This window comes from Dysgonomonas sp. GY617 (assembly GCF_015233815.1).
GTDB lineage: Bacteria > Bacteroidota > Bacteroidia > Bacteroidales > Dysgonomonadaceae > Dysgonomonas_A.
On the sequence record NZ_JADCLR010000006.1, the window covers coordinates 158,296 to 178,482 of the forward strand.

The following is a 20,187-nucleotide window of genomic DNA, read 5'->3' on the forward strand; positions in this document are numbered from 1 at the left end:
TTACAAAAACAAATTATCTTCTAACTTTGAAGTTCTGCTAATTACTATATTCTAATCTGTTATGGAGACTTTCAATATTATATATCCATCACCTGCACTAGCTCCCTACATCAGGTATTACTGGTTATTGAAAGTAAATACTGTTTCCGTAATATCAGAAACTAGCATTCCTGTTGGTTGCATCAACCTAATCTTTCACAGAGGAAGCAGAATGTTTTCGGAGCCTACCAAAGAGCTGCAACCACAATCATTTATCGGAGGGATATCAACCGAATTTACAGAACTTACCTCAACCGGAAATGTAGATATGATAGTTGTGGTTTTCCAACCTTTCGGAGCCAGAACCTTCTTTCCTCTACCTATGAGTGAGTTTTTCAATAATTGTATTTCAGTAAATGACATTGGAGATATTTCACTGCAAGAATTAGCTAATCGGATACAAGACATTCGAGACAGTAAATTATCTATTGAACTTATAGAGAGACATTTTATAAAGCAACTACATTCTTTTGATCACTACAACTATAAACGAATAGCTACAGCAATTGAAGCCGTTAACAACCAACCACAAATAGACGTCACCACCTTATCAGATACAGCTTGTCTCAGTTATAAACAATTCACGCGTATATTTACTGAGCATGTGGGTGCCAAGCCTAAAGAATTTACACGAATTATCCGCTTTCAAAGAGCGTTATACGTTTTACAAACAACCCCTCAGATAAGTCTTACCCAATTGGCTTTTGAATGCGGTTATTACGATCAGCCTCATCTTATAAAAGAGTTCAAAGCCTTTTCAGGTTGCACACCTTCCGAATTTGTGGCAAAATGCTCACCTTACTCCGACTATTTTTCGACACTTTAGCAAATGTCTTTTTTTTACAAGTTTACAGTAATACACAATCCTACTTTTGTAAAATCAAACAGAGAAAATCAAACTTCTCACTAAAATCAGATTTTATGAAAAATTTAATTGCATTTTTTGAAATCCCCGCAGTAAATCTAGACAGAGCTATCAAATTCTATCAATCAGTACTCAATACTCAATTCACCGTCTGCGATTGGGGCAAAGAGAAAATGGCATTCTTTCCCGAAGAAGATGGCGTATGTCCCGGTGCCATCTCATGGTCAGACCTCTTTAAACCCTCAAAAGATGGTGTCCTAATTAGCTTGAATTGTAAGAACATGGAGACTTCTCTATCTTTAGTGGAAACAAATGGAGGTAAGATAACTATTCCCAAAACTAAAATTGAAGGAGACAACAGAGGTTATTTTTCAGTCTTTATTGACTCAGAAGGTAATAGTATAGGACTATATTCTGATTTCTAAAAAAAATAGAAGAGTCAGTATTTATTAAATACTGACTCTTTATATCTAAATCCATTTAGTGTTATGTATTAAAGAACACCTTTCTCTATTGTTTTCACACGAGGGATAACAAGGCTATCTTCGATAAAAGTATGCGATGCTAATTCTTCTTCCGACATATATAGTTCAAGCAAAATATTAGTCATTAAAGATTGGTCTTTCACTCCTGATACATATTTAAGCAAGATACGTTTCAAATCGGCAATCTTTTCTTCTATATTATTGTGTCGCTCTTCAAAAATATTGATAGAGTATTTATCTTCATTCGACTTATTCATTAAAGACTGAACATATGGAAATACCGTATTGTCTTCGTACTTCATATGATCATATACTTCTTTCTTGTAATTATCAAAGAAGTCTAATACCAATTTTTCGAGACTCGATTCTTCTTCCGAAAAGATCAGCTTCAATTTCCTTCTGATATTAGGCAATCTACTTTCCAAGAAATACTCATGAGAGCATTTCAAGTAATACAAAAAAGGTTGTAGAGGAAGCTTGTTAAAGACTTCTTGCACATTCATGATAGGCTTGTTTGACTGAATATTTGCCAAGAACAAAAAACATTCAGCATCAAAATTGTATTGCTCGCAAACAGCACCAACACTTTTATCACCAAATCCTAACGAAAATTTAAGGCGAGTCAACAAAAGCAATAATTTGTAATCAGCATCAATAAGATCCGACATTTTCATTGCCTTACTATATTTTACCGTTATATTGCTCATAATTTTATGTCTTTAATGTCCACTAATTTATTTAATATTGCATAGATTGTAAGTCCCGAAACACTATGTATCTCTAACTTTCGCCCTACATTTCGTCTGTGTGTAATAACTGTATGTATTGATATATTGTGGTGTTCGGCAATCTCTTTGTTGCTCATTCCCTTTACAATACTTATTAATATTTCTTTTTCACGGTCACTTAATTCGCTCTGATCCGAAACTTTTGATATATCTTTATTCAGACATGCCGAGAGTACTTCTTCAATCTTAGATTCCGAATCGTTTATTCTGATCACAGCATCGTAGGACTGATAGAATCGCTCATCTATCATATTGTACACCAATGCAATCAAAGGTATATGTTTCTCAATATTTAAATGTTGTCTTACATCTCCTTTGTGCGTATGCCCTAATAACATCGGATTGATGAGTACAGCATCCGGTTTCAATATTCCAAGCTGATAATTAATATCCTCCAATTCTTTCAGTTCAACCACCTTCGAAACGATAGGTAATTGAGATAGAGTGTATACTAATCCCTTTCTTATTATATATGAAGTTTCAGCAACCGCTAAGACTTTACTTAAATTTGCCATTGTTTCAGCTTCTTATCTAGAATCATTCTTTATAAGCACAAAGAACGTTATTTAAATCCGAGCAGACAAGCATTGGTTTAAAGTTTAACAGAAAAATATTACATCAGATTATTGATACATCGACTTTTAAGCAAAAACACCTTCGCAATACCTAGAATACTTTATTTAAGTAATCGGTCATATACTTTACTGTTGGCTCAAACCATGGTTCGAATAACCAAAAGGGGTGAGGTGCATCGGGTAAAGAATGTATTTCGGTACTAATATTATACTCCGCCAGTTTCTCTATCAGCTCATCGCGCCCACCATGAAACCTAGGTATAGAACTATTTATAAAACATACAGGAGCAGACTCTTTCGTAACCCAATAAACGGGTGAAGCCTCTATCCAAAGATCTTTATTCTCCTCATAAGTAGCTCCAAACCATTTGAGCGAGGCAGATACTTTATTTTTCGAGATCGCGTCCAAAACTCCATCAAGAGATTCTTTTGTTGTAAGATCCGAAACTCCATCTATGTTTATCACAGCTTGTACCTTACTTGTATGGTTTGGATATTCCTCTATTACTGTTTCATTGGTCTCCTGCCCATTAGTTACACCTAATAAGGTTGCAAGTTGTCCCCCTGCCGAGCAGCCTGATACAGCTATTCGGGTTGTATCAATACCATATTGATCTGCATTAGCACGTATCCAGCGAAGAGCTGTTTTAAGATCGTTCACCGCTGCCGGATAAAGGGCTTCGGGAGATAACCTGTATTCTACCGGAATGGTAACATACCCCTTAGCAGCTATTTGTTGTGCCATTGGAATTTGCAGCGATAAATCGCCCGAACTCCAGCCTCCTCCATGTATCATCAATAAAGCAGGGTATTTCTTTTTATCATCGGGGCGATAAAGATTGAGATGTAAAGATCTGTTTGCAGAAGGTCTGGAATATACTATTCCTTCCTTTGCAATAACATTATCAGGCAAGTGAGGCCTCACTATTTTTATATACGGACGCTTCTTACGTTCTTTTATATAGGTATTGTAAACCGTAAAAGATGTATCACGAGGTATGCCATCAATTATAACCTGAGCAGGCAGCACACTCCCCACTAACAAAAAAATGACTACTATAAATAAATGTCTCATAAGCTATTTTCTAAATGAATTAAGAGCAGAGGTAAAACTACTTTACAAACCTCCGCTCTTAATAACCATAACTAGATAAAAAAAATTAATAATCAATGTTGATTATTTTTCCAACCTAAACCAGTCTACATCGACCCTTCCACCATCGTTCTTGGGAATAGGACGAGAGCAGAATGTGCCAATCTTAGCACCAATCCATTTACCTTCTTTCGCTTTAAACTCATTACCTAATGTTATATATTTTTTGTCATCAATGCTATAACTGAATATACATTTGTTTCCCGAAGTCATTTTCACGCGTAAATAAACAGTAGCATCTTTTAGATTTACAGATGAGTTAACCGACTCTTTTGTTCCTTTTTCTGCATTTATACATTCCGATTGAGAAAGTACAAATCCATCAGGAGTATTCTCAAAGGATAGTAAGGCATAATCTAAGCCCATAACTACTAATCCTGTTCTTTCTCCTGTAAATCGAGGTTCAGGTTTTAGAGTCAGTTTCATTGTAGCAGTAAAGTCAGGGGCAGGAATCTTTTGCAAGAGAAGATTCGGAACGTCCCACAAACTTTTATAATCGTCTGTAATAGGCACTGAATACAAATTCAAACAGCCTTGCTCTTTATTCGCAAAATGCCACCACGATTGAGGGTTACCATGCCATTGCCATTGTAAGCCTAAAGTATTGGTAGAAAACTCATCACTTTCGGCAGGTGTAGCAATAGGATATGTTTTACCCACGTTGGGTTTCTTATATGTAAGCACAGGTTCACCACAACCATCGCCATCCTTGTCTACACCAATTACAGGCCAATCATTTTTCCAGACCATCGGTTGAAGATGCGTAATCCTACCCACTGCTCCTACATCCTGAAAATGTATAAACCAATCTTCACCTGTTTGAGTATCTACCCATGCTCCTTGGTGTGGTCCGTTAATGGGTGTTTTTCCCTGATCCATCACCACTTTTCGCTCATAAGGCCCAAATATATCTTTCGACCTCAACGCCAATTGCCAACCTGTAGCAACACCACCTGCAGGAGCAAATATGTAATAATATCCATTACGTTTATAGAACTTTGGTCCTTCAATTGTAGGATCTAGATCGTGTCCGTCATAAATAATACGTGATTCGCCTACAGCTTTCGTCCCATCGGGAGTAAGTTTTGTTACAGCCAAAAGACTTTTTATCCCTGCACGACTACCTGCATAAGCATGAGCTAAGTACACATCTCCATTATCGTCAAAAATCGGACAAGAATCTATCAGACCTTTTCCTTCCTTCACCATCACAAGAGGTTCCCATGTACCTGCCGGATCTTTTGTTTTAGTCATAAATATTCCTTGATCGGGATCTCCATAGTAAATATAGAATTCACCTTTATGGTATCTGATAGCAGGAGCCCAAACTCCGCCGCCATGCTCTACTTTCGAGAAGATAGAATCGGGGGTCAGTTTATCAATAGCATAACCAATAACAGTCCAATTCACTAAATCCTTCGAATGAAGTATTGGTAATCCCGGTACACAGTTAAAACTAGATGCTGTCATATAGTAATCATCACCAACCCGACAAACATCGGGATCGGAATAATCAGCATACAAAATCGGGTTTTTATAAGAATCATTACCCAGATCGGCAACCCATGTTTTAGAAATACTATTTTGAGCATTCATACCCGACATTACGCAGCATAGCAATAAGCCAAGTATGCTTCTTTTGATTATTTTCATTGTTTTAAGCAATTAAAAAGATTTACTGATATATTTTATAGACATAACATCATCTGCATATTACGCCAATTAATGCAATACAATAGGTTGAGACCTTAGCTCTTTTGTCAAAGATTTAATTCGGTTCTCTTTTAATCCCTCTACAAATAACGATGCCATTATTCGCGCCCCATTTTCTTTGAAATGAGTATTATCTATTTTTCCATCCGGAAAGATTTTATTTTCTCCGGCTTCGATATGCAAGAATAATGATGCTGACTGATCTTTTCCCATATTAATCAACAAATCCTTACTCTTTTCATACATATCTATCATCTCTACATTTTTATGTTTGGCTACTTGCCGAGCTAATTCTACATACTCTCCATGCGAATCAAGAAACGTTCCTTTCGCATCAAAACGTCTCCTTACAACCGAAGTACAAATAATGGGTTTTCCTCCCTTTGCTTTCACTTCGTCTACAAAGCGCGAAAGATTTTCAACATATTGTTTGGGAGGAGTATAACGATCGGGGCGATCTTCTGCCGAATCGTTATGTCCAAACTGAATAACTACATAATCTCCCTTTTGTACATTGTCTATAATTTTCTGCCACCATCCTTGTTCTATAAAGGTGCGCGAACTTCTCCCATTTTGGGCATAATCCTCTATTACTACATTTTCATTAAAAAAATCCGGTAGAAGTTGCCCCCATCCTCGTTCGGGAAAAGCTTCCTTAATACTGTCACCAGCAATACTATCCCACACATTTTTATACAAAGGTTTAAGTGCCATAGTAGAATCTCCTGCCATAAATATATGGAGAGGTCTTTTTGTTCCTGCAAAAAACAAACACAGGGTAATAAAAGCGATAGATACTATTAGTAGTCTTTTCATTCCTAATTAATTATAATCGAACAGCAGTCCTTTAAACCGAACATTCTTTAGATTGATATATTTATCTGACGCCTCCATCTTACACCAAGGATAAAACCGAATATAAAATGTGTCCCCTTGAGGTATCTTCAAGACTTTATTGAATGTATATGTTTTGAATTTCTCATTGGGCAAATCGTCCATCACTGCAATATCTTCGCTTTCTGAGAAACTTCGATCTGTAGATGCCAAAGCTGTAAAGGTCATATATTTGCCACCAACAGCTCCCATTTCGAAACTTAATGAGTCTAAATACAATGTGCCTTTTGGTGCTGTTATTGCTAACTCCAAATAACGAGAAGCATCCAAATCAATATCTCCTACAGGCCATTTATTATCCAATGTGGTTAATAACACTTCGTTATTATGTTCTATGAACTTTAGACCTACAGTTTCAGCTCTTATTTCAATATTATCCTTTATTAATGTGGTATCCCGACGGATTACAGACCAGTCGGTTTGCACTCTTTTTGCACCTCTTATGGAAATACCTTCACCCTTTATCTCTATTTTTTGATGTACTTTATCATCGACCAATAATATCAACTCACCCTTATATTTTTGGACTTTGTTCGGACTAAATTTAACAAAAATAGGATTGCTTAAATTACCATCGGTATACGATATTGACAATTCCTTTTGAGTGTTTCCTTTTTTGGTGGTCAATAATTCGAATGGCGACTCTACTGACAGTTTTATTGTTCCCGACTTTGGATTAAGATTTAATCCTTGTAATGTAAACATCTTCACTGTTGATTTCCCTAAAAACTGAGATCCGAAGTCTCCTTCTGATGGTTTTATATTTATATCGGACGACAATGTTAGGTAATCAGTCAATATGCCTTGCCTCATTAAATCCTCAACAGCCAATCTAGCATACAATATTCCACCCATTGCTTTAAGATGAGTATTATCGTTATTAGCGTAGATTATCTCTTTCGACTTTTCTGCACCATATTCTAAAACCATCTTCTGTGTCAGGAGTGTCATATCCACTAAAGGAACCGATAGGTCAAGGGCAAGAGACCGCATCGCCATAGGATAGTTCATTGTTGAATCGTCAGGAGCCAGCTCCGTCAAGCTATGCAATCCTTGACCCGTGATTTGATTATTTTCATCGAATAATCGCCTTACAATAGGAGTAAATAGAATAGGTATAGCACCCCTCTCACGCGATTCGTCTATATATCTTTTAAGATAGCCTTGATATTGTCCCCAAGCAGCAGTACCGCGCCCGGTTTCATCATTCGGGTCTGTATCCAATCCATTGGCTTTCTCGTCATTATGCCCAAACTGTATAAAAACATAATCGCCCGGCTTTAGACTATTACGTAGATTCTGCCAAAACTCATAATAAAATGATTTTGAGCTTCGTCCGTTTTTAGCAGTATTCACCGATTGAATATTACCTTCGAGAAACAAAGGCAGCATTTGCCCCCACCCTCTCATTTCTTTTTCTCCACTATTCTTGTCCTCATCGTAGTTCGCCATAGTTGAGTCTCCAATAGTTAGAATCTTAATTTGAGCACTAAGAGTTCCTCCTAAGAAAAGAGAAAAAAGAAGTAATGAACTGATAAATAATTTACAATATCTCATATATTAATAGGCAATTGACATTATACAGACTAAGACAATAGAAAAGTCTGTAACTTTATTTATCTAATCTTGGTGTTTTTACATTATTCAAAAAATTATTTCCCCATATAACATTACTGTTCTTTATCTGACAGAAGATATCAGTGGGAACTAATTGAAAACAGTTATTTACTAAAACATTATCAACATTGGTCAATTCAACAATCGGCTGATTGCTTAATGGAGCTTTCGATCTTACATTATTCAAAACAATGTTTTTACAGTCATCAAAAGCAAAAGATGCACCTTTTTTCACTGCTAAATCGACATTGTGAAATTGAATATTGGTTGCTGTTTTAGCAGTGAATCCTTCATCTGCAGTCATATTTATATTCGAAAATGAAATTTCAGATATTGGCATTTCGCTAATACCCGTTATATAGCCCACCTTTTTGACATCGCTCCCCGTAACATCACTAATATGCACATTACGAAATACAGGTGTACGATCAGAAACAGGCTCTTCCTTAGAATCTTTATCATAGAATAAGTCGAAGATAAAAGCATTACGTTGAATATTATTCATCACAATATTGGTAACTCTTATTTCTTCAACAATACCACCACGACCTCTCGACGATTTTAAGCGGATACCTGCATCTGTTCCGTTAAAAACACAATTAGAAATAGTAACTTTTTTTACCCCTCCCGACATTTCGCTACCAATAACAACACCTCCATGTCCGGCAAGCATTACACAATTTGTTATGGTTAAATTTTCACAAGGTCTGCCATATATGCGACCATCCTCATCACGTCCCGATTTAATGGTAATACAATCGTCACCTACACTTATAAAACAATCCGAGATACGTACATTTCGACACGATTCGGGATTAATTCCATCCGTATTATGTCCTTTAGGATTACTTGACGGGTTATTAATTGTTACACCATGTATCACAATATCATCGCATCCAATAGGATTGATTGTCCAGAAAGGTGAGTTTACAATGGTAATACCCTCTATGTGGATATTCTTACACTCCAAAAACTGGATAAAAGGAGGACGGAAGAATTTACGCTCTAGAGTCTTCTCATAATAAGGCGAAACCTTTATATCTTTATTAGCATCCAGCCATTGTTGTTGCAATTGGTTGATAGACGAAGTTTTTCCAGTTGCATTAATCTCATTTATGAAACGTCTTGACTCGTCCCACCATTTGAAACCTTGTCCGTCTATCTTTCCACGACCTTTGATGGTGATATTTTCGACCTTCTCGGCATGAATAAGTGGTGACAGACTATTCATAAACACACCCTCCCAACGTACTTTTACGAAAGGAAGATAATCTTCGAATCTGTCAGAGAAACTGAGTACAGCACCCGACTCCAAATCCAAGGTTATATTACTTTCCAAATGAATGGCAGCTGTTAAGTAATTTCCGGCAGGGAAATAAATAGTTCCTCCACCTTCCGATGCAGCTTTTTTAATTGTTTTATTGATTAAATCTGTGCAGATTTTCTTTCCTGTCACATCAGCACCCAAAGTTTGCATATTGTAAACTTTAGCTTCTAAAGCCAATAGTGATAGCGAAAATATAATGAGTAAGAATGTCTTCTTCATAGTTAAACGTTTTTAAAGGCTCAATTCTTTTAAGTAAATGAAAGTATGTAATGATCTATCCAAAAGTCACAACAGACTATTACAATTACCAAAGCAACAAATAGGTCTGAGACCTTATTGTTTATTATTTATTGACGGATTCCAATTGTCGCATCCTTTTAGGGCATTGGCAATTGTATATTTCTCTGCTTCTTTCTTCGTTAATATTTTTGCCCACTTTACTCGTCCTGAGGTATTCGCACCTTCTCCCGAGTTGTTGTATTCCATATAGCGGGCTGTTTTTTCATTCTCCGGATTTCTCCAGTTATCCCAACCTTCAGGCTTAATACCTTTAGGTAGTTGGGTGTTCATAAATAGCGTCATAGCATAAGCACGCCATGGACGACCTAGATACATTTCGTTAACCCCTTCGGCTAATTTTACTGTACAATTATTGAAAATATATCCAAATTCTATATCCTCAGGAGTATTAGCTGCCGTGATATAAGAATTCTTCTTGCAATAGATTTCGCAACGCTCGAACCAACATGTAGATGGTCCAAAAATAAAGTCGGTAGTACCTTCAATGTAGCAATCTTCAAAGTATTGTCTTTGTCCTTGCTTTCCGGCATAAATAGTATCCTGATGCCCTAAGAAACGGCATTTACGGAATATAACTCTATCACCTTCTACATGCAAAGCTACAGCTTGCCCTAGTTGAAGCGATGAGTTTTCGATGGTAAGATTCTCTACTGTAATATCATTTCCACGAATAAGGAACGTATATGTTTTGAATGTTCCCATCTTATTTATATTAGCATGATCGTCATAAGTGATGATGGTCTTTTCCATATCCTCGCCCAACAGTGTCACATTTGTAAGATATGAATGAAGAACCAATTTCTCTTTATAAACTCCTGCTCGAATATAGATTGTTACAGGTCCAGCAGGATCAAATGCCCTAACTGAATCTATGGCTTGCTGAATGGTACGGAAATGTCCTCGTCCATTACGGTCTACAACAATATCATGTTCACCTTGAGCGAAAATAACCAATGAAGTAAATAACAGGCAGAGTAAAATAAGTTTTTTCATAAGATCAAAAATTGGGTTAATATCGTAAAGGGTAAATAATATATTACCCTTTACGATTTTTATCTAATAGACACTAAAATGATTAGTATCCGGGGTTCTGTTCTACTTTTGCATGATTCAGATTGATTGCCGATAAAGGTATTGGGCGTAATATTTTATTTTGTCCATCTACGCCTTTAAAATATTCGGCACCAATAATATTTGGATTGTATTTCACAGCATATTCAATCAGTTTCCCTGTACGCTTCAAATCCATCCATCTATGGTATTCACCTGCAAGTTCTCGTCCTCTCTCATCCAGAATAAAATCGATGGTCAATTCTGATTCTGTTATGCTCATATTATAACCTGATGCAGCAGCACGATTCCGAACGGCATTTATTCGTTCCACAGCTTTTGCCTTATTACCTGCTTTTAAGTAAGCTTCGCAGGCAACCAAATAACTTTCGCCAATACGTGCCAACACCACATCTCTCGTACTGCTTTTGGTACTGAATACAGAAGTAGGATCGTCAAACTTACGTACTACGGCTACACCATATACATCACCAGACATTGCTGCGGTATAAGTAGTAGGCTTGCCTGATACTGTAAGTGTATTTTCCTGCATGGGTATAATAATTGTTTTAGCCCTTGTAGCAGGGTTTGCTGCACGCCATGCTGCAGTATCTGCAACTTCCCACACGGGCGGATAATAATACAGCACCTTAGTTGTGTTCAACAGACTGGTCTTAGTATATAGGTCATAATAACTATTATACAATTGAACCATAAATGTACCTTCGTAACGAGTATCGCCTTTAGTGAACAATTGATGTAAACGAATAGTAGGAGTAAGTGTTGATGTTGTGTACTTGTGTCCATCTTCAACTCCACCCAGATACGTGCCGAAAAATGCTTGCTGCATATTTCCATCGTTACTTGGATCAGATATTGACGATGCATCGTACTGTACAGACCATATTACTTCGTTATTCTTTTCGTTAGTAGGCCAAAACAAATCATTAAAGCTAATAGATAATGCTTGTCCACCTATTGCTAAATCAGCATATTCGGCAGCTTTAGAGAAATCTGCTACCGTACCAAACGCCTCGTAACCACGACATAAATACGTTTTAGCTAGAAAATGATTCACAGTCCTTTGATCAACCTTTCCAAACAGAGTTGTTTTGGCTGGTAAAGTATTTTTGAGATCTTCCATTTCAGAAATTATGAAAGCATATGTATCCGTTGCCGAATTGCGCTCAAATGCTACTATCGGAGAGTCTATCATATCTGTTACAAGAGACACGCCTCCAAAATGTTGAACCATCAAATAATAGTAATAGGCACGAATAAATCGGGCTTCTGCTTTATATTGCTCTAATTTATCTGTTTTCTCAGTATGATCTGCATAATAAATAGCCGTATTTGCCAACTGAATGCCTGCATAACAGTTTTTATAAAATTTTGTAACATCCGAATCGGAATCCAATAACCCTTTATAGGTTCCTAATCCATCGGGTACTTTATTCCGACCTGCCGCATACAAATCTGTTCCTGCAGAAAAAATCCAAGGCTCTATTCCATATATTGCACGTAAAGAAGAATATACAGTATTTATCAGGCTTTCGTAACCTGCTGCCGTTCCATAAAATTCGTCTCTCGGAACATTCGATTTATTATCCTGTTCCAAAAAATCACTACATCCTGCCAATGGCAGAATAAATAGGAGTAATATATAATATATCTTTTTCATTTTGCTCTGTTTTATTATTAGAACTTAAGATTTACACCAAACTGATAAGTTATTGAACTTGGTCCGCCACTACCATCAGAAAGAGAAGCAGAAGCCCACTCAGGATCGTACCCTTTATAATCGGTAAACACAAAAGGATTCAGAACATTTACATAGAATCTAAGATTAGATACACCTATGTTTGTCAACATCTTACGAGGAAGTGTATATCCTAGAGTGATATTCTTAACCCTCACAAATGATGCATCTACATAATTATTAGATCCCGGTTCAGCGTCACTAGATATACTCCAAAATGAACCACCTCCATTATTTACTCCACTATTATTGGGATAAGGAAAAGCCTGGCTGTTACGTCCGGGAGAGACTCCAACTGTACCATCAGCATTTAGGATAGGAGTGCCTGCGGGAATGTAGTAATCCATCTTTAATTTATTACGTCCACGATCTTTATAGTCGGTAAATTCTTGCATAAAAGGACTCACAACATTAACACCTTGTTTTGTATAGATTGAGAAAGAGAAATCAAAATCTTTCCAGTTCAAATTAGAAGTAAAACTACCTGTCCAATCGGGTAAAGCCGATCCTAGAATCATTTTATCTTTTTCATCTATAACATAATTCCCATCACGATCCAGAACTTTTGCCTGCCCTTCATACTGTCCATATTTAACAGCTTCGGCAGCCTCGGCAGCAGTCCAAACCCCAGTTATTTTATAGTTGTAAAGAGATTCTAAAGACTCTCCAATAAATAGCTTATTACCTATATCATCAACCTTTGCACCATAAAGTTCTACAATTTCATTCTTATTAGCTGCAAATACGAAAGTAGTTGACCATTGCAAATCTTTTGTAACAATATTGGTAGTTGTAAGAGACAACTCTATACCACTATTTCTAACCTTTCCTACATTATCCCACATGGTACCACCATAAGCTCCTGTTTCGAGAGGCATAGTACGTTTATAAATAAGATCGGTAGATAGTTTATTGTAATAATCAATTGTTCCGTTGATACGTCCTCCGAAGAAACCGTAATCGAGCCCGAAGTTGAACTCTTTTGATTTTTCCCACGAAAGATTAGTATAAACCAATCCGTTAGGACCAAATCCATTGGCTAATACGCCACCATAATCATACCAATATTTGGTGCTTGCCAAAGCTTGTGTATCATAAGGTCCTACTCCACCATTATTTCCGGTATAACCAAAACTGGCTCTTACCTTAAGATTGCTTAATGCATCAAATTTCATGAAATCTTCTTCCGAAGCTCTCCATGCTAATGCCATGGAAGGGAACATACCCCAGCGATTGCCATCCGAGAATTTAGAAGATCCATCCCAACGGCTCGATACTGTTGCCAAATATTTTCCTTTGTATGTATAATTAAATCTCAGAGCATGAGACAACATTGTTATGCGTTGAAAATCGCTCTTTACTTTTTCGATATTAGCTGCCGATTCTAAGTTATGGAAGCCTGTATCAAAAGGCATATCATTAACACTGATATAATCACTATTAAATTGATTGTCATAAACACTGAAAAGGTACATACCATTGAAATCATGATCTCCTATAGTCTTCTGATAATTAATCTGATTATCCCACGTATAAGTAAATCGTTCTTTATTTGTTAGTGTTGCCGCATTTACCTTTTTAGCATACTGAGCAGCAGTATTTACGCCGTTAAAAATACCCTGACGGCTCTTGTTATAAGTGGGTAGAAAACTACTTTTCATAGTAATCTCTTTAATTGGGGTATACTGAACATATACGTTTGCCAATACATCATAAATCTTTGTATTATCAACCGAATTTTTCATATCGATAAGAGGATTTATGATCCCCGAAAACTGTCCGGTACTCTCAAATATATCTTTTCCTCCGGGAAGTAATACCAAATCACCATTTTTATCATAAGGAATAAAATATGGATTGGTTCTGAAACTGTTCAAAACAGCATTATTACTACCAAAGTCTTTCTCGGTCAAGGCCATATTTGCAGAAAAGCCAACCGAAAATTTATCATTAATCTTATTATCTACAGAACCTTTAATATTATATCTTTTGTAGTTGTCATTAACAAAAACGCCGTCTTCATCCTGATAACCTACTCCGATACGATAAGCCAGATTTCTGTTATTACCATTTATACTTATAAAATGATTTTGTTGTTGTCCGTTTTGTGTAACCAAATCGGGCCAATCTGTATAGTTTTTGGTTCTGAATATTTCTTTCATTACCTCACTCCCTCCATTCCAAAAATTATTTAGATCTCCACTTGTAATGCCATATTCGGGTATACCCGTTGCATATGCATTTTTCAGTTGAGCATTAGTCATTGTAGTATATCTCGCAAAACGATAGTCAGAGAACTGATCTCCACTCATAAACTCGGGCATACGAGCAACTGCCACCGAACCATAATAACCATCGTAAGAAACAGAAACTTTACCGGTATCAGATGGTTTTCCCTGCTTGGTTGTTACCATAACAACTCCATTAGTAGCTCTCGAACCAAAAATAGCAGTAGAAGATGCATCCTTTAAAACATCAAGACGCTCAATATCTGCAGGATTTAAGAAATCGATACCATCGGTTACAACTCCGTCAACAACATAAAGAGGGCTTCCTCCTTGCATAGAGCTTTTTCCACGAATCTGAATATCAAATCGCCCACCCGCTCTACTCGAATTTTGAGCAATATCAACCCCTGCAACTTGTCCTTGCAGAGCTTCCATCACACTGGTTGTACCTTTAGCTACAATATTATCTGCCGAGACACTACCAACCGAACCCGTAAGGTCGTTCTTCTTCATAGTACCGTAGCCGATAACAACAACCTCGTCTAATTGAGAGAAATCTTCTCTCATAACAATATCTATAACAGACCCAGTGATAGCTATATCCTGAGCTTTCATACCAATATACTTGGCTTCCAGAGTTTTTGCAGTACTTGGAACAGACAACGAATACTTCCCGTCTAAATCTGTTATTGTACCTGTAGTAGAACCTTTCACTGAAACCGAAACCCCGATTAAGGTTTCTCCTTTTGAGTCTGTTACCGTACCCGATATTCCTTTTTGCTGTGCATACGCACTTTGCCAAGACACAAGGAAAAAGAGGGCACACATTACAGACAACGTCTTCACAATTGTCTTTTGCATGGTGTGGTTAAATTAAGAAATTAAGGTCTAACGTTTTGATTTATAAAGTTAACTTGTTGCAATAGTAAAGTATATTTACCAGTTTCACGGGGGACATTTTGACTACTCAGGGTAGTCAAAATGTTTTTTCTTATTTATTTACCTAATAATAAACTCAACATTATAAACGGCCCAACCGCTTTAGGATCATTATCCCTTATAGGTTCTAAGATATAATACTCGAAACTTCCATCACGATATACCTTTTCTCCACCCAGCCCTGCTACCGAACAACCATCGGTTATAGAAATTGTTCCATCAGCTTCTTTCTTCAAAAATCGCTTAACAAATTGTCCATATGCTTTTTTTCCTTTTTGTAAATATGATTTATCCAAATATCCCTTTTGTGCACCTTTTACCCATGTATATATAAACATGGCAGACCCACTCGATTCAACATAATTGCCTTTTCGGTAACCCATATCGGTCACCTGATACCACATACCGGTTTTAGGGTCTCTGTATTTTTCAACAGCAGCACTTACGTTTTGTAAGATTTTTATTATTTCGGGTCTTTGAGGATGGTCTTTTGGTAAGTAATCCAAAACATCTACAATTGCCATCATGTACCAGCCTATACTGCGTGACCAAAAGTTTGGAGATAGTCCCGTTTCTTTATTTGCCCATCTTTGTTCGCGACTTTCGTCCCACCCATGATAATATAATCCCGTTTTAGAATCATATAGGTATTTATGTGCATCCAATATCTGCAAGGTAACCTCATCAAATAACTCCGGCTCATTAAAGACCTTACCATATTCAGCTAGAAACGGACAAGCCATATAAAGACCATCCAACCACACCTGATGTGGATATATCTTTTTATGCCAAAAACTGCCGTCTGCCGTACGTGGATGAGTTTTCATCTGGTTACGCATCAATGTCATTGCTTTTTTGAAACGTTCCTCTTTTGTTTTTGCATAAATTGGGAATAGTATCTTTCCTGTGTTGACCCTGTCGATATTATATTCTAAGGGTTTGTATGTCTTGATTTCTCCATCTTCGGAAATCATCAGATCCGCATAAGAATAGGCATAATCAAAATATTCCTGATTATTTGTTTTCTGCCATGTTTGAAGTATTGCTTGCAGCATTAAACCATGACAGTAGTTCCACTTAGGTTCTTTCGAGAAATCAAGCATCCACGATTCGGGATTCCTCTTTATTTCAGAATTAACCATCCATACCGAATAGGGCTTTTTCGCGAAAGCCGATCCACTACAAATAGTTGCAAATAGAATAATAAATATCAAAAATTGTTTTTTCATAATTCTTTCGATTTGTTAGGTAAACAACAGCAAATATTTGGATTATTAGCTCCACATAGAAACTAATAGATGTATTGTAATTACAGAATAATAGTCTGAGAACTCAACTATTATTTCATTATATCTTCAACTAAACTATTCAGATAGACTTCAAGATAAGTATATCCTTCTGAATTGATTTCAGTTGCCTTTTTATTCGGATAATTAGCCTCTAACCATCCATCGGGAACTCCATCTCTGTTAGAATCTAAAACTACATCTTGTGGATTGAAGCTGTACACTTCCCACCCTCCAACATCGTTTTGAGAATCAATCATTCCCGGTCTTGTCTTACTATCACGAGAAGCTCTTACAGGAGTCAATCCATCTCTTACTTCGGTTATAATACGTGTATCCGTTTTATCCCTTTTGTAGCTGGCTCCACTCTTTGTTAATACTTTTGTATAAGCTTTTTCAGCATCGTCGGTTTCAACAGAAGGAACTTCAAATGGTACTAACGATATAAGTTCTTCTTTATTCTTAGTTGACGGATTTGGTTGCAGGCCAAGTATATTATTTTCGGTTGTTGCTTTATCATTACAGATATAATTTCCAGCAAGGTAGAATTGCCCCCAGACACCTTCAGTTTGCTTATTGGCTCCTTCATCGGCATTGGGTGAAAATATTCTGTTAGGATGAGAAGATGTTGCTGATGCTTTGTAATAGTTATTTACAAAGTTGTATCTGCCACCCTCTCCTGCATATCCGCTATTGCTTCCCCAATTATAAATTACATTATTTCTGAAGTCTACTAATTCTAATTCGGGAGTAGCAGTATATCTGCTTCCACACATCCGTGGATTGCGACTATCGTGATGTGCCAAGAGATTATGATGGAAAGATGCTTTCTGACCACCCCATATTCCTCCATAACCATGGCTTCCTTTTCGGTGAACTGACGCTCTCAAGCTCTCTGATAAGATAGACCATTGTAAGGTAAAATTTTCGTTATCATAAAAAGACCCACACTCATCGGTACTCCAACTTAAAGAGCAATGATCTATAATAACATTTTTATTCTTATTACCTGACAAAGCATCGTCTTCAACGCCAGACAAATCGCCCATTCTAAAGCGCATAAAGCGAATGATGACGTTATCTCCGGTTATTTTTACCGGATAATTAGCAATACAAATACCATCACCGGGCGCACTTTGCCCAGCAATGGTTGTATTTGATAAAATATTTAATTTCGATTTCAGATGAATCACTCCTGCAACCTTAAACAAGATAACCTTCGGTTCTTCTCCTTTGAGACACCAGCGAAGGCTACCTTCTCTCGTGTTTTTATTCCCGACAACTGTGTCTTGCAAAGTATTTACATAATAAACATTTCCTCCACGTCCTCCGGTAGTGTACATTCCTCCACCTTCGGCCCCCGGAAATGCGAGAGTCTGGGCTTGAATGGTACAACAAAGTAATATCCAACACAAAAACAATAGTATTTTTTTCATAATCCTTTGTTTTAAGATTGTAGTGTTATATTATCTATTCTTTAATAATATTCTCAGGTTTAAGGCTCTTAGGCAACTTTATATTCTCGGTAAGTTTACCTGTGATTTTCACAACTTCTTTTAATGAATTCGGATATTTCAATCCCGTAGCATCCATATTTCTTACATTGTTAAGAATCAAGGCAGGTCCTTCCTTAGCTATTATTTTCACATTCTTAAATGTGATACCATTAGATTCAGACAATTCGCCTCCATAAGTTGCAGTTATAGTTGTATTCTCTAAATTGATATTTGTTATGTTCATTTCGGGCAAGCCATTGAAATACATCGCACGTCTTGCATTTCTTGAAGTTAGATTCTTCACATAGATGTTTCTGAATACAGGGGTCGTCTCATCTACCGCATAAGCAACATTCTCCGCTGGCGTTTCGTCTCCATCTTCCAGAGCCTCGGATGCTGATTTACCTCCGTAATACAGATCGAACAAGAATGATTCGGTAGCTATATCGAACATATTTATATTGTTGACATAAATATTCTCCACAACACCGCCTCTTCCTCTACGGCTCTTAAATCTTAAGCCGACATCTGTTCCTAAAAACTGACAGTTTGAAACCGATATATTACGAACTCCTCCCGACATTTCACTTCCTACAACAAAACCACCATGCCCTTGAAATACTTTACAATTATCAATAATTACATTTTCGGTAGCTAATCCACGACGACGTCCATCCTCATCCTTTCCCGATTTGATACAGATTGCATCATCTCCTACATCGAAAGTACTATTTATTATTATAGAATTTGTACACGACTCTAAGTCCAATCCATCTCCATTCTGAGAATAACCCGGATTACGAACAAATACATTATCTACAATCACATTCTTGCACATTAATGGATGTATATTCCAACTCGGAGAATTTTCGAAAAGAACTCCTTCGAGTAAAACGTTTTCGCATTCGATGAAACTAACCATTACCGGACGTAAAAAGTCTTTTACCGAATTCCATTCTTCATCAGATAGATCTCCTTTAGGAACATTCATATCGCTCATGTCATTCCCTTTTAGAGAACCTTTTGTCGGAAACCAATAATTACCGTCTTTAACAACACCTCCCGATTTTACAACTCTTTGCCAATGACTATCCGTTACTTTGCTTTTCTTCAAAGGTCTCCAAGCATCACCAGAACCATTAATAGAACCTTCGCCTGTAATAGCAATATTTTTCAAATTACGACCAGAGATGGGAGACTGACAACGACGAGTATCAAGTCCTTCGAATACTGTATGTACCAATGGGTACAAGTCGAAGTCTGATGAAAACAGAATTAAAGCTCCCTTTTCCAAATGCAGATTTATATTCGATTGAAAAACAATAGGACCTGTATACCAAATACCCGAAGGTACAGTAAGGGTTCCTCCTCCTTTTTTTGATAAAGTCTCTATCGCTTTCGCAAAAGCTGTAGTATTTAAAGTGGCTCCATCGGGTACTCCTCCAAAATCAGCAATTGACATATTATTGGCTGGAAATACCGGACGATCTAACATCGGCATTTCGAAGGGTAAATCTTTATACAAATAATTATATCTGTCACCGGCATTAAGTAAACCTGATACCAGCAAACAAGCAGTCAGGATAACTACAATCTTTTTAAATGTGTTCATTCTTTTTCTATTTTAATAAGGGAAGTAAGATTACAGACTTTATCTATTGCGTTATAGCTAT

15 protein-coding genes are annotated in these 20,187 nt (G+C 36.9%); 2 read left to right on the forward strand and 13 right to left on the reverse strand.

What is annotated here, in order from left to right; all coding sequences use genetic code 11:
• The first annotated feature begins 61 nt into the window (after positions 1–61).
• Positions 62–865: a helix-turn-helix domain-containing protein gene (locus IR022_RS07005; protein WP_194203168.1), complete on the forward strand. Its 804-nt coding sequence runs from the start codon at positions 62–64 to the stop codon at positions 863–865.
• A 95-nt stretch (positions 866–960) separates the two neighbouring features.
• Complete coding sequence (locus IR022_RS07010; RefSeq protein WP_194203169.1) at positions 961–1,329, forward strand: VOC family protein; 369 nt, start codon at positions 961–963, stop codon at positions 1,327–1,329.
• Positions 1,330–1,397: 68 nt separating this feature from the next.
• On the opposite strand, the gene IR022_RS07015 is transcribed toward IR022_RS07010, so the two are convergent.
• From IR022_RS07015 to IR022_RS07075, 13 genes are all read right to left on the reverse strand, one after another.
• On the reverse strand, positions 1,398–2,096 hold the full coding sequence (locus IR022_RS07015; RefSeq protein ID WP_050709886.1) for a hemerythrin domain-containing protein: 699 nt from the start codon (positions 2,094–2,096) through the stop codon (positions 1,398–1,400).
• Entirely contained in the window at positions 2,093–2,692 is a 600-nt protein-coding gene (locus IR022_RS07020; protein ID WP_050709885.1) for a LuxR C-terminal-related transcriptional regulator, read from the reverse strand. Before IR022_RS07020 ends, IR022_RS07015 begins: the two co-directional genes overlap by 4 nt.
• A gap of 151 nt (positions 2,693–2,843) precedes the next feature.
• Positions 2,844–3,827 (reverse strand): alpha/beta hydrolase, encoded by a 984-nt coding sequence (locus tag IR022_RS07025; RefSeq protein ID WP_194203170.1) that lies wholly within the window; start codon positions 3,825–3,827, stop codon positions 2,844–2,846.
• 102 nt (positions 3,828–3,929) lie between these two features.
• Entirely contained in the window at positions 3,930–5,558 is a 1,629-nt protein-coding gene (locus IR022_RS07030; RefSeq protein WP_194203171.1) for a glycoside hydrolase 43 family protein, read from the reverse strand.
• Positions 5,559–5,627: 69 nt separating this feature from the next.
• The gene (locus IR022_RS07035; RefSeq protein ID WP_194203172.1) at positions 5,628–6,434 is read right to left on the reverse strand and encodes a rhamnogalacturonan acetylesterase; all 807 of its coding nucleotides are present in this window, start codon (positions 6,432–6,434) and stop codon (positions 5,628–5,630) included.
• Positions 6,435–6,440: 6 nt separating this feature from the next.
• On the reverse strand, positions 6,441–8,069 hold the full coding sequence (locus IR022_RS07040; protein WP_194203173.1) for a rhamnogalacturonan acetylesterase: 1,629 nt from the start codon (positions 8,067–8,069) through the stop codon (positions 6,441–6,443).
• Positions 8,070–8,124: 55 nt separating this feature from the next.
• The gene (locus tag IR022_RS07045; protein ID WP_194203174.1) at positions 8,125–9,675 is read right to left on the reverse strand and encodes a glycoside hydrolase family 28 protein; all 1,551 of its coding nucleotides are present in this window, start codon (positions 9,673–9,675) and stop codon (positions 8,125–8,127) included.
• Positions 9,676–9,789: 114 nt separating this feature from the next.
• Complete coding sequence (locus IR022_RS07050; protein WP_194203175.1) at positions 9,790–10,749, reverse strand: pectinesterase family protein; 960 nt, start codon at positions 10,747–10,749, stop codon at positions 9,790–9,792.
• Positions 10,750–10,831: 82 nt separating this feature from the next.
• On the reverse strand, positions 10,832–12,487 hold the full coding sequence (locus IR022_RS07055; protein WP_194203176.1) for a RagB/SusD family nutrient uptake outer membrane protein: 1,656 nt from the start codon (positions 12,485–12,487) through the stop codon (positions 10,832–10,834).
• 17 nt (positions 12,488–12,504) lie between these two features.
• Positions 12,505–15,654 (reverse strand): SusC/RagA family TonB-linked outer membrane protein, encoded by a 3,150-nt coding sequence (locus IR022_RS07060; RefSeq protein WP_242053117.1) that lies wholly within the window; start codon positions 15,652–15,654, stop codon positions 12,505–12,507.
• A 134-nt stretch (positions 15,655–15,788) separates the two neighbouring features.
• Positions 15,789–16,961, reverse strand: coding sequence for a glycoside hydrolase family 105 protein (locus IR022_RS07065; RefSeq protein ID WP_194203177.1), 1,173 nt, complete (start codon positions 16,959–16,961; stop codon positions 15,789–15,791).
• 110 nt (positions 16,962–17,071) lie between these two features.
• A complete protein-coding gene (locus IR022_RS07070) occupies positions 17,072–18,454 on the reverse strand; it encodes a polysaccharide lyase family 1 protein (RefSeq protein ID WP_194203178.1) in 1,383 nt (460 codons plus the stop codon).
• Between the two features lie 34 nt (positions 18,455–18,488).
• On the reverse strand, positions 18,489–20,126 hold the full coding sequence (locus IR022_RS07075) for a glycoside hydrolase family 28 protein (protein ID WP_194203179.1): 1,638 nt from the start codon (positions 20,124–20,126) through the stop codon (positions 18,489–18,491).
• Positions 20,127–20,187 lie beyond the last annotated feature (61 nt).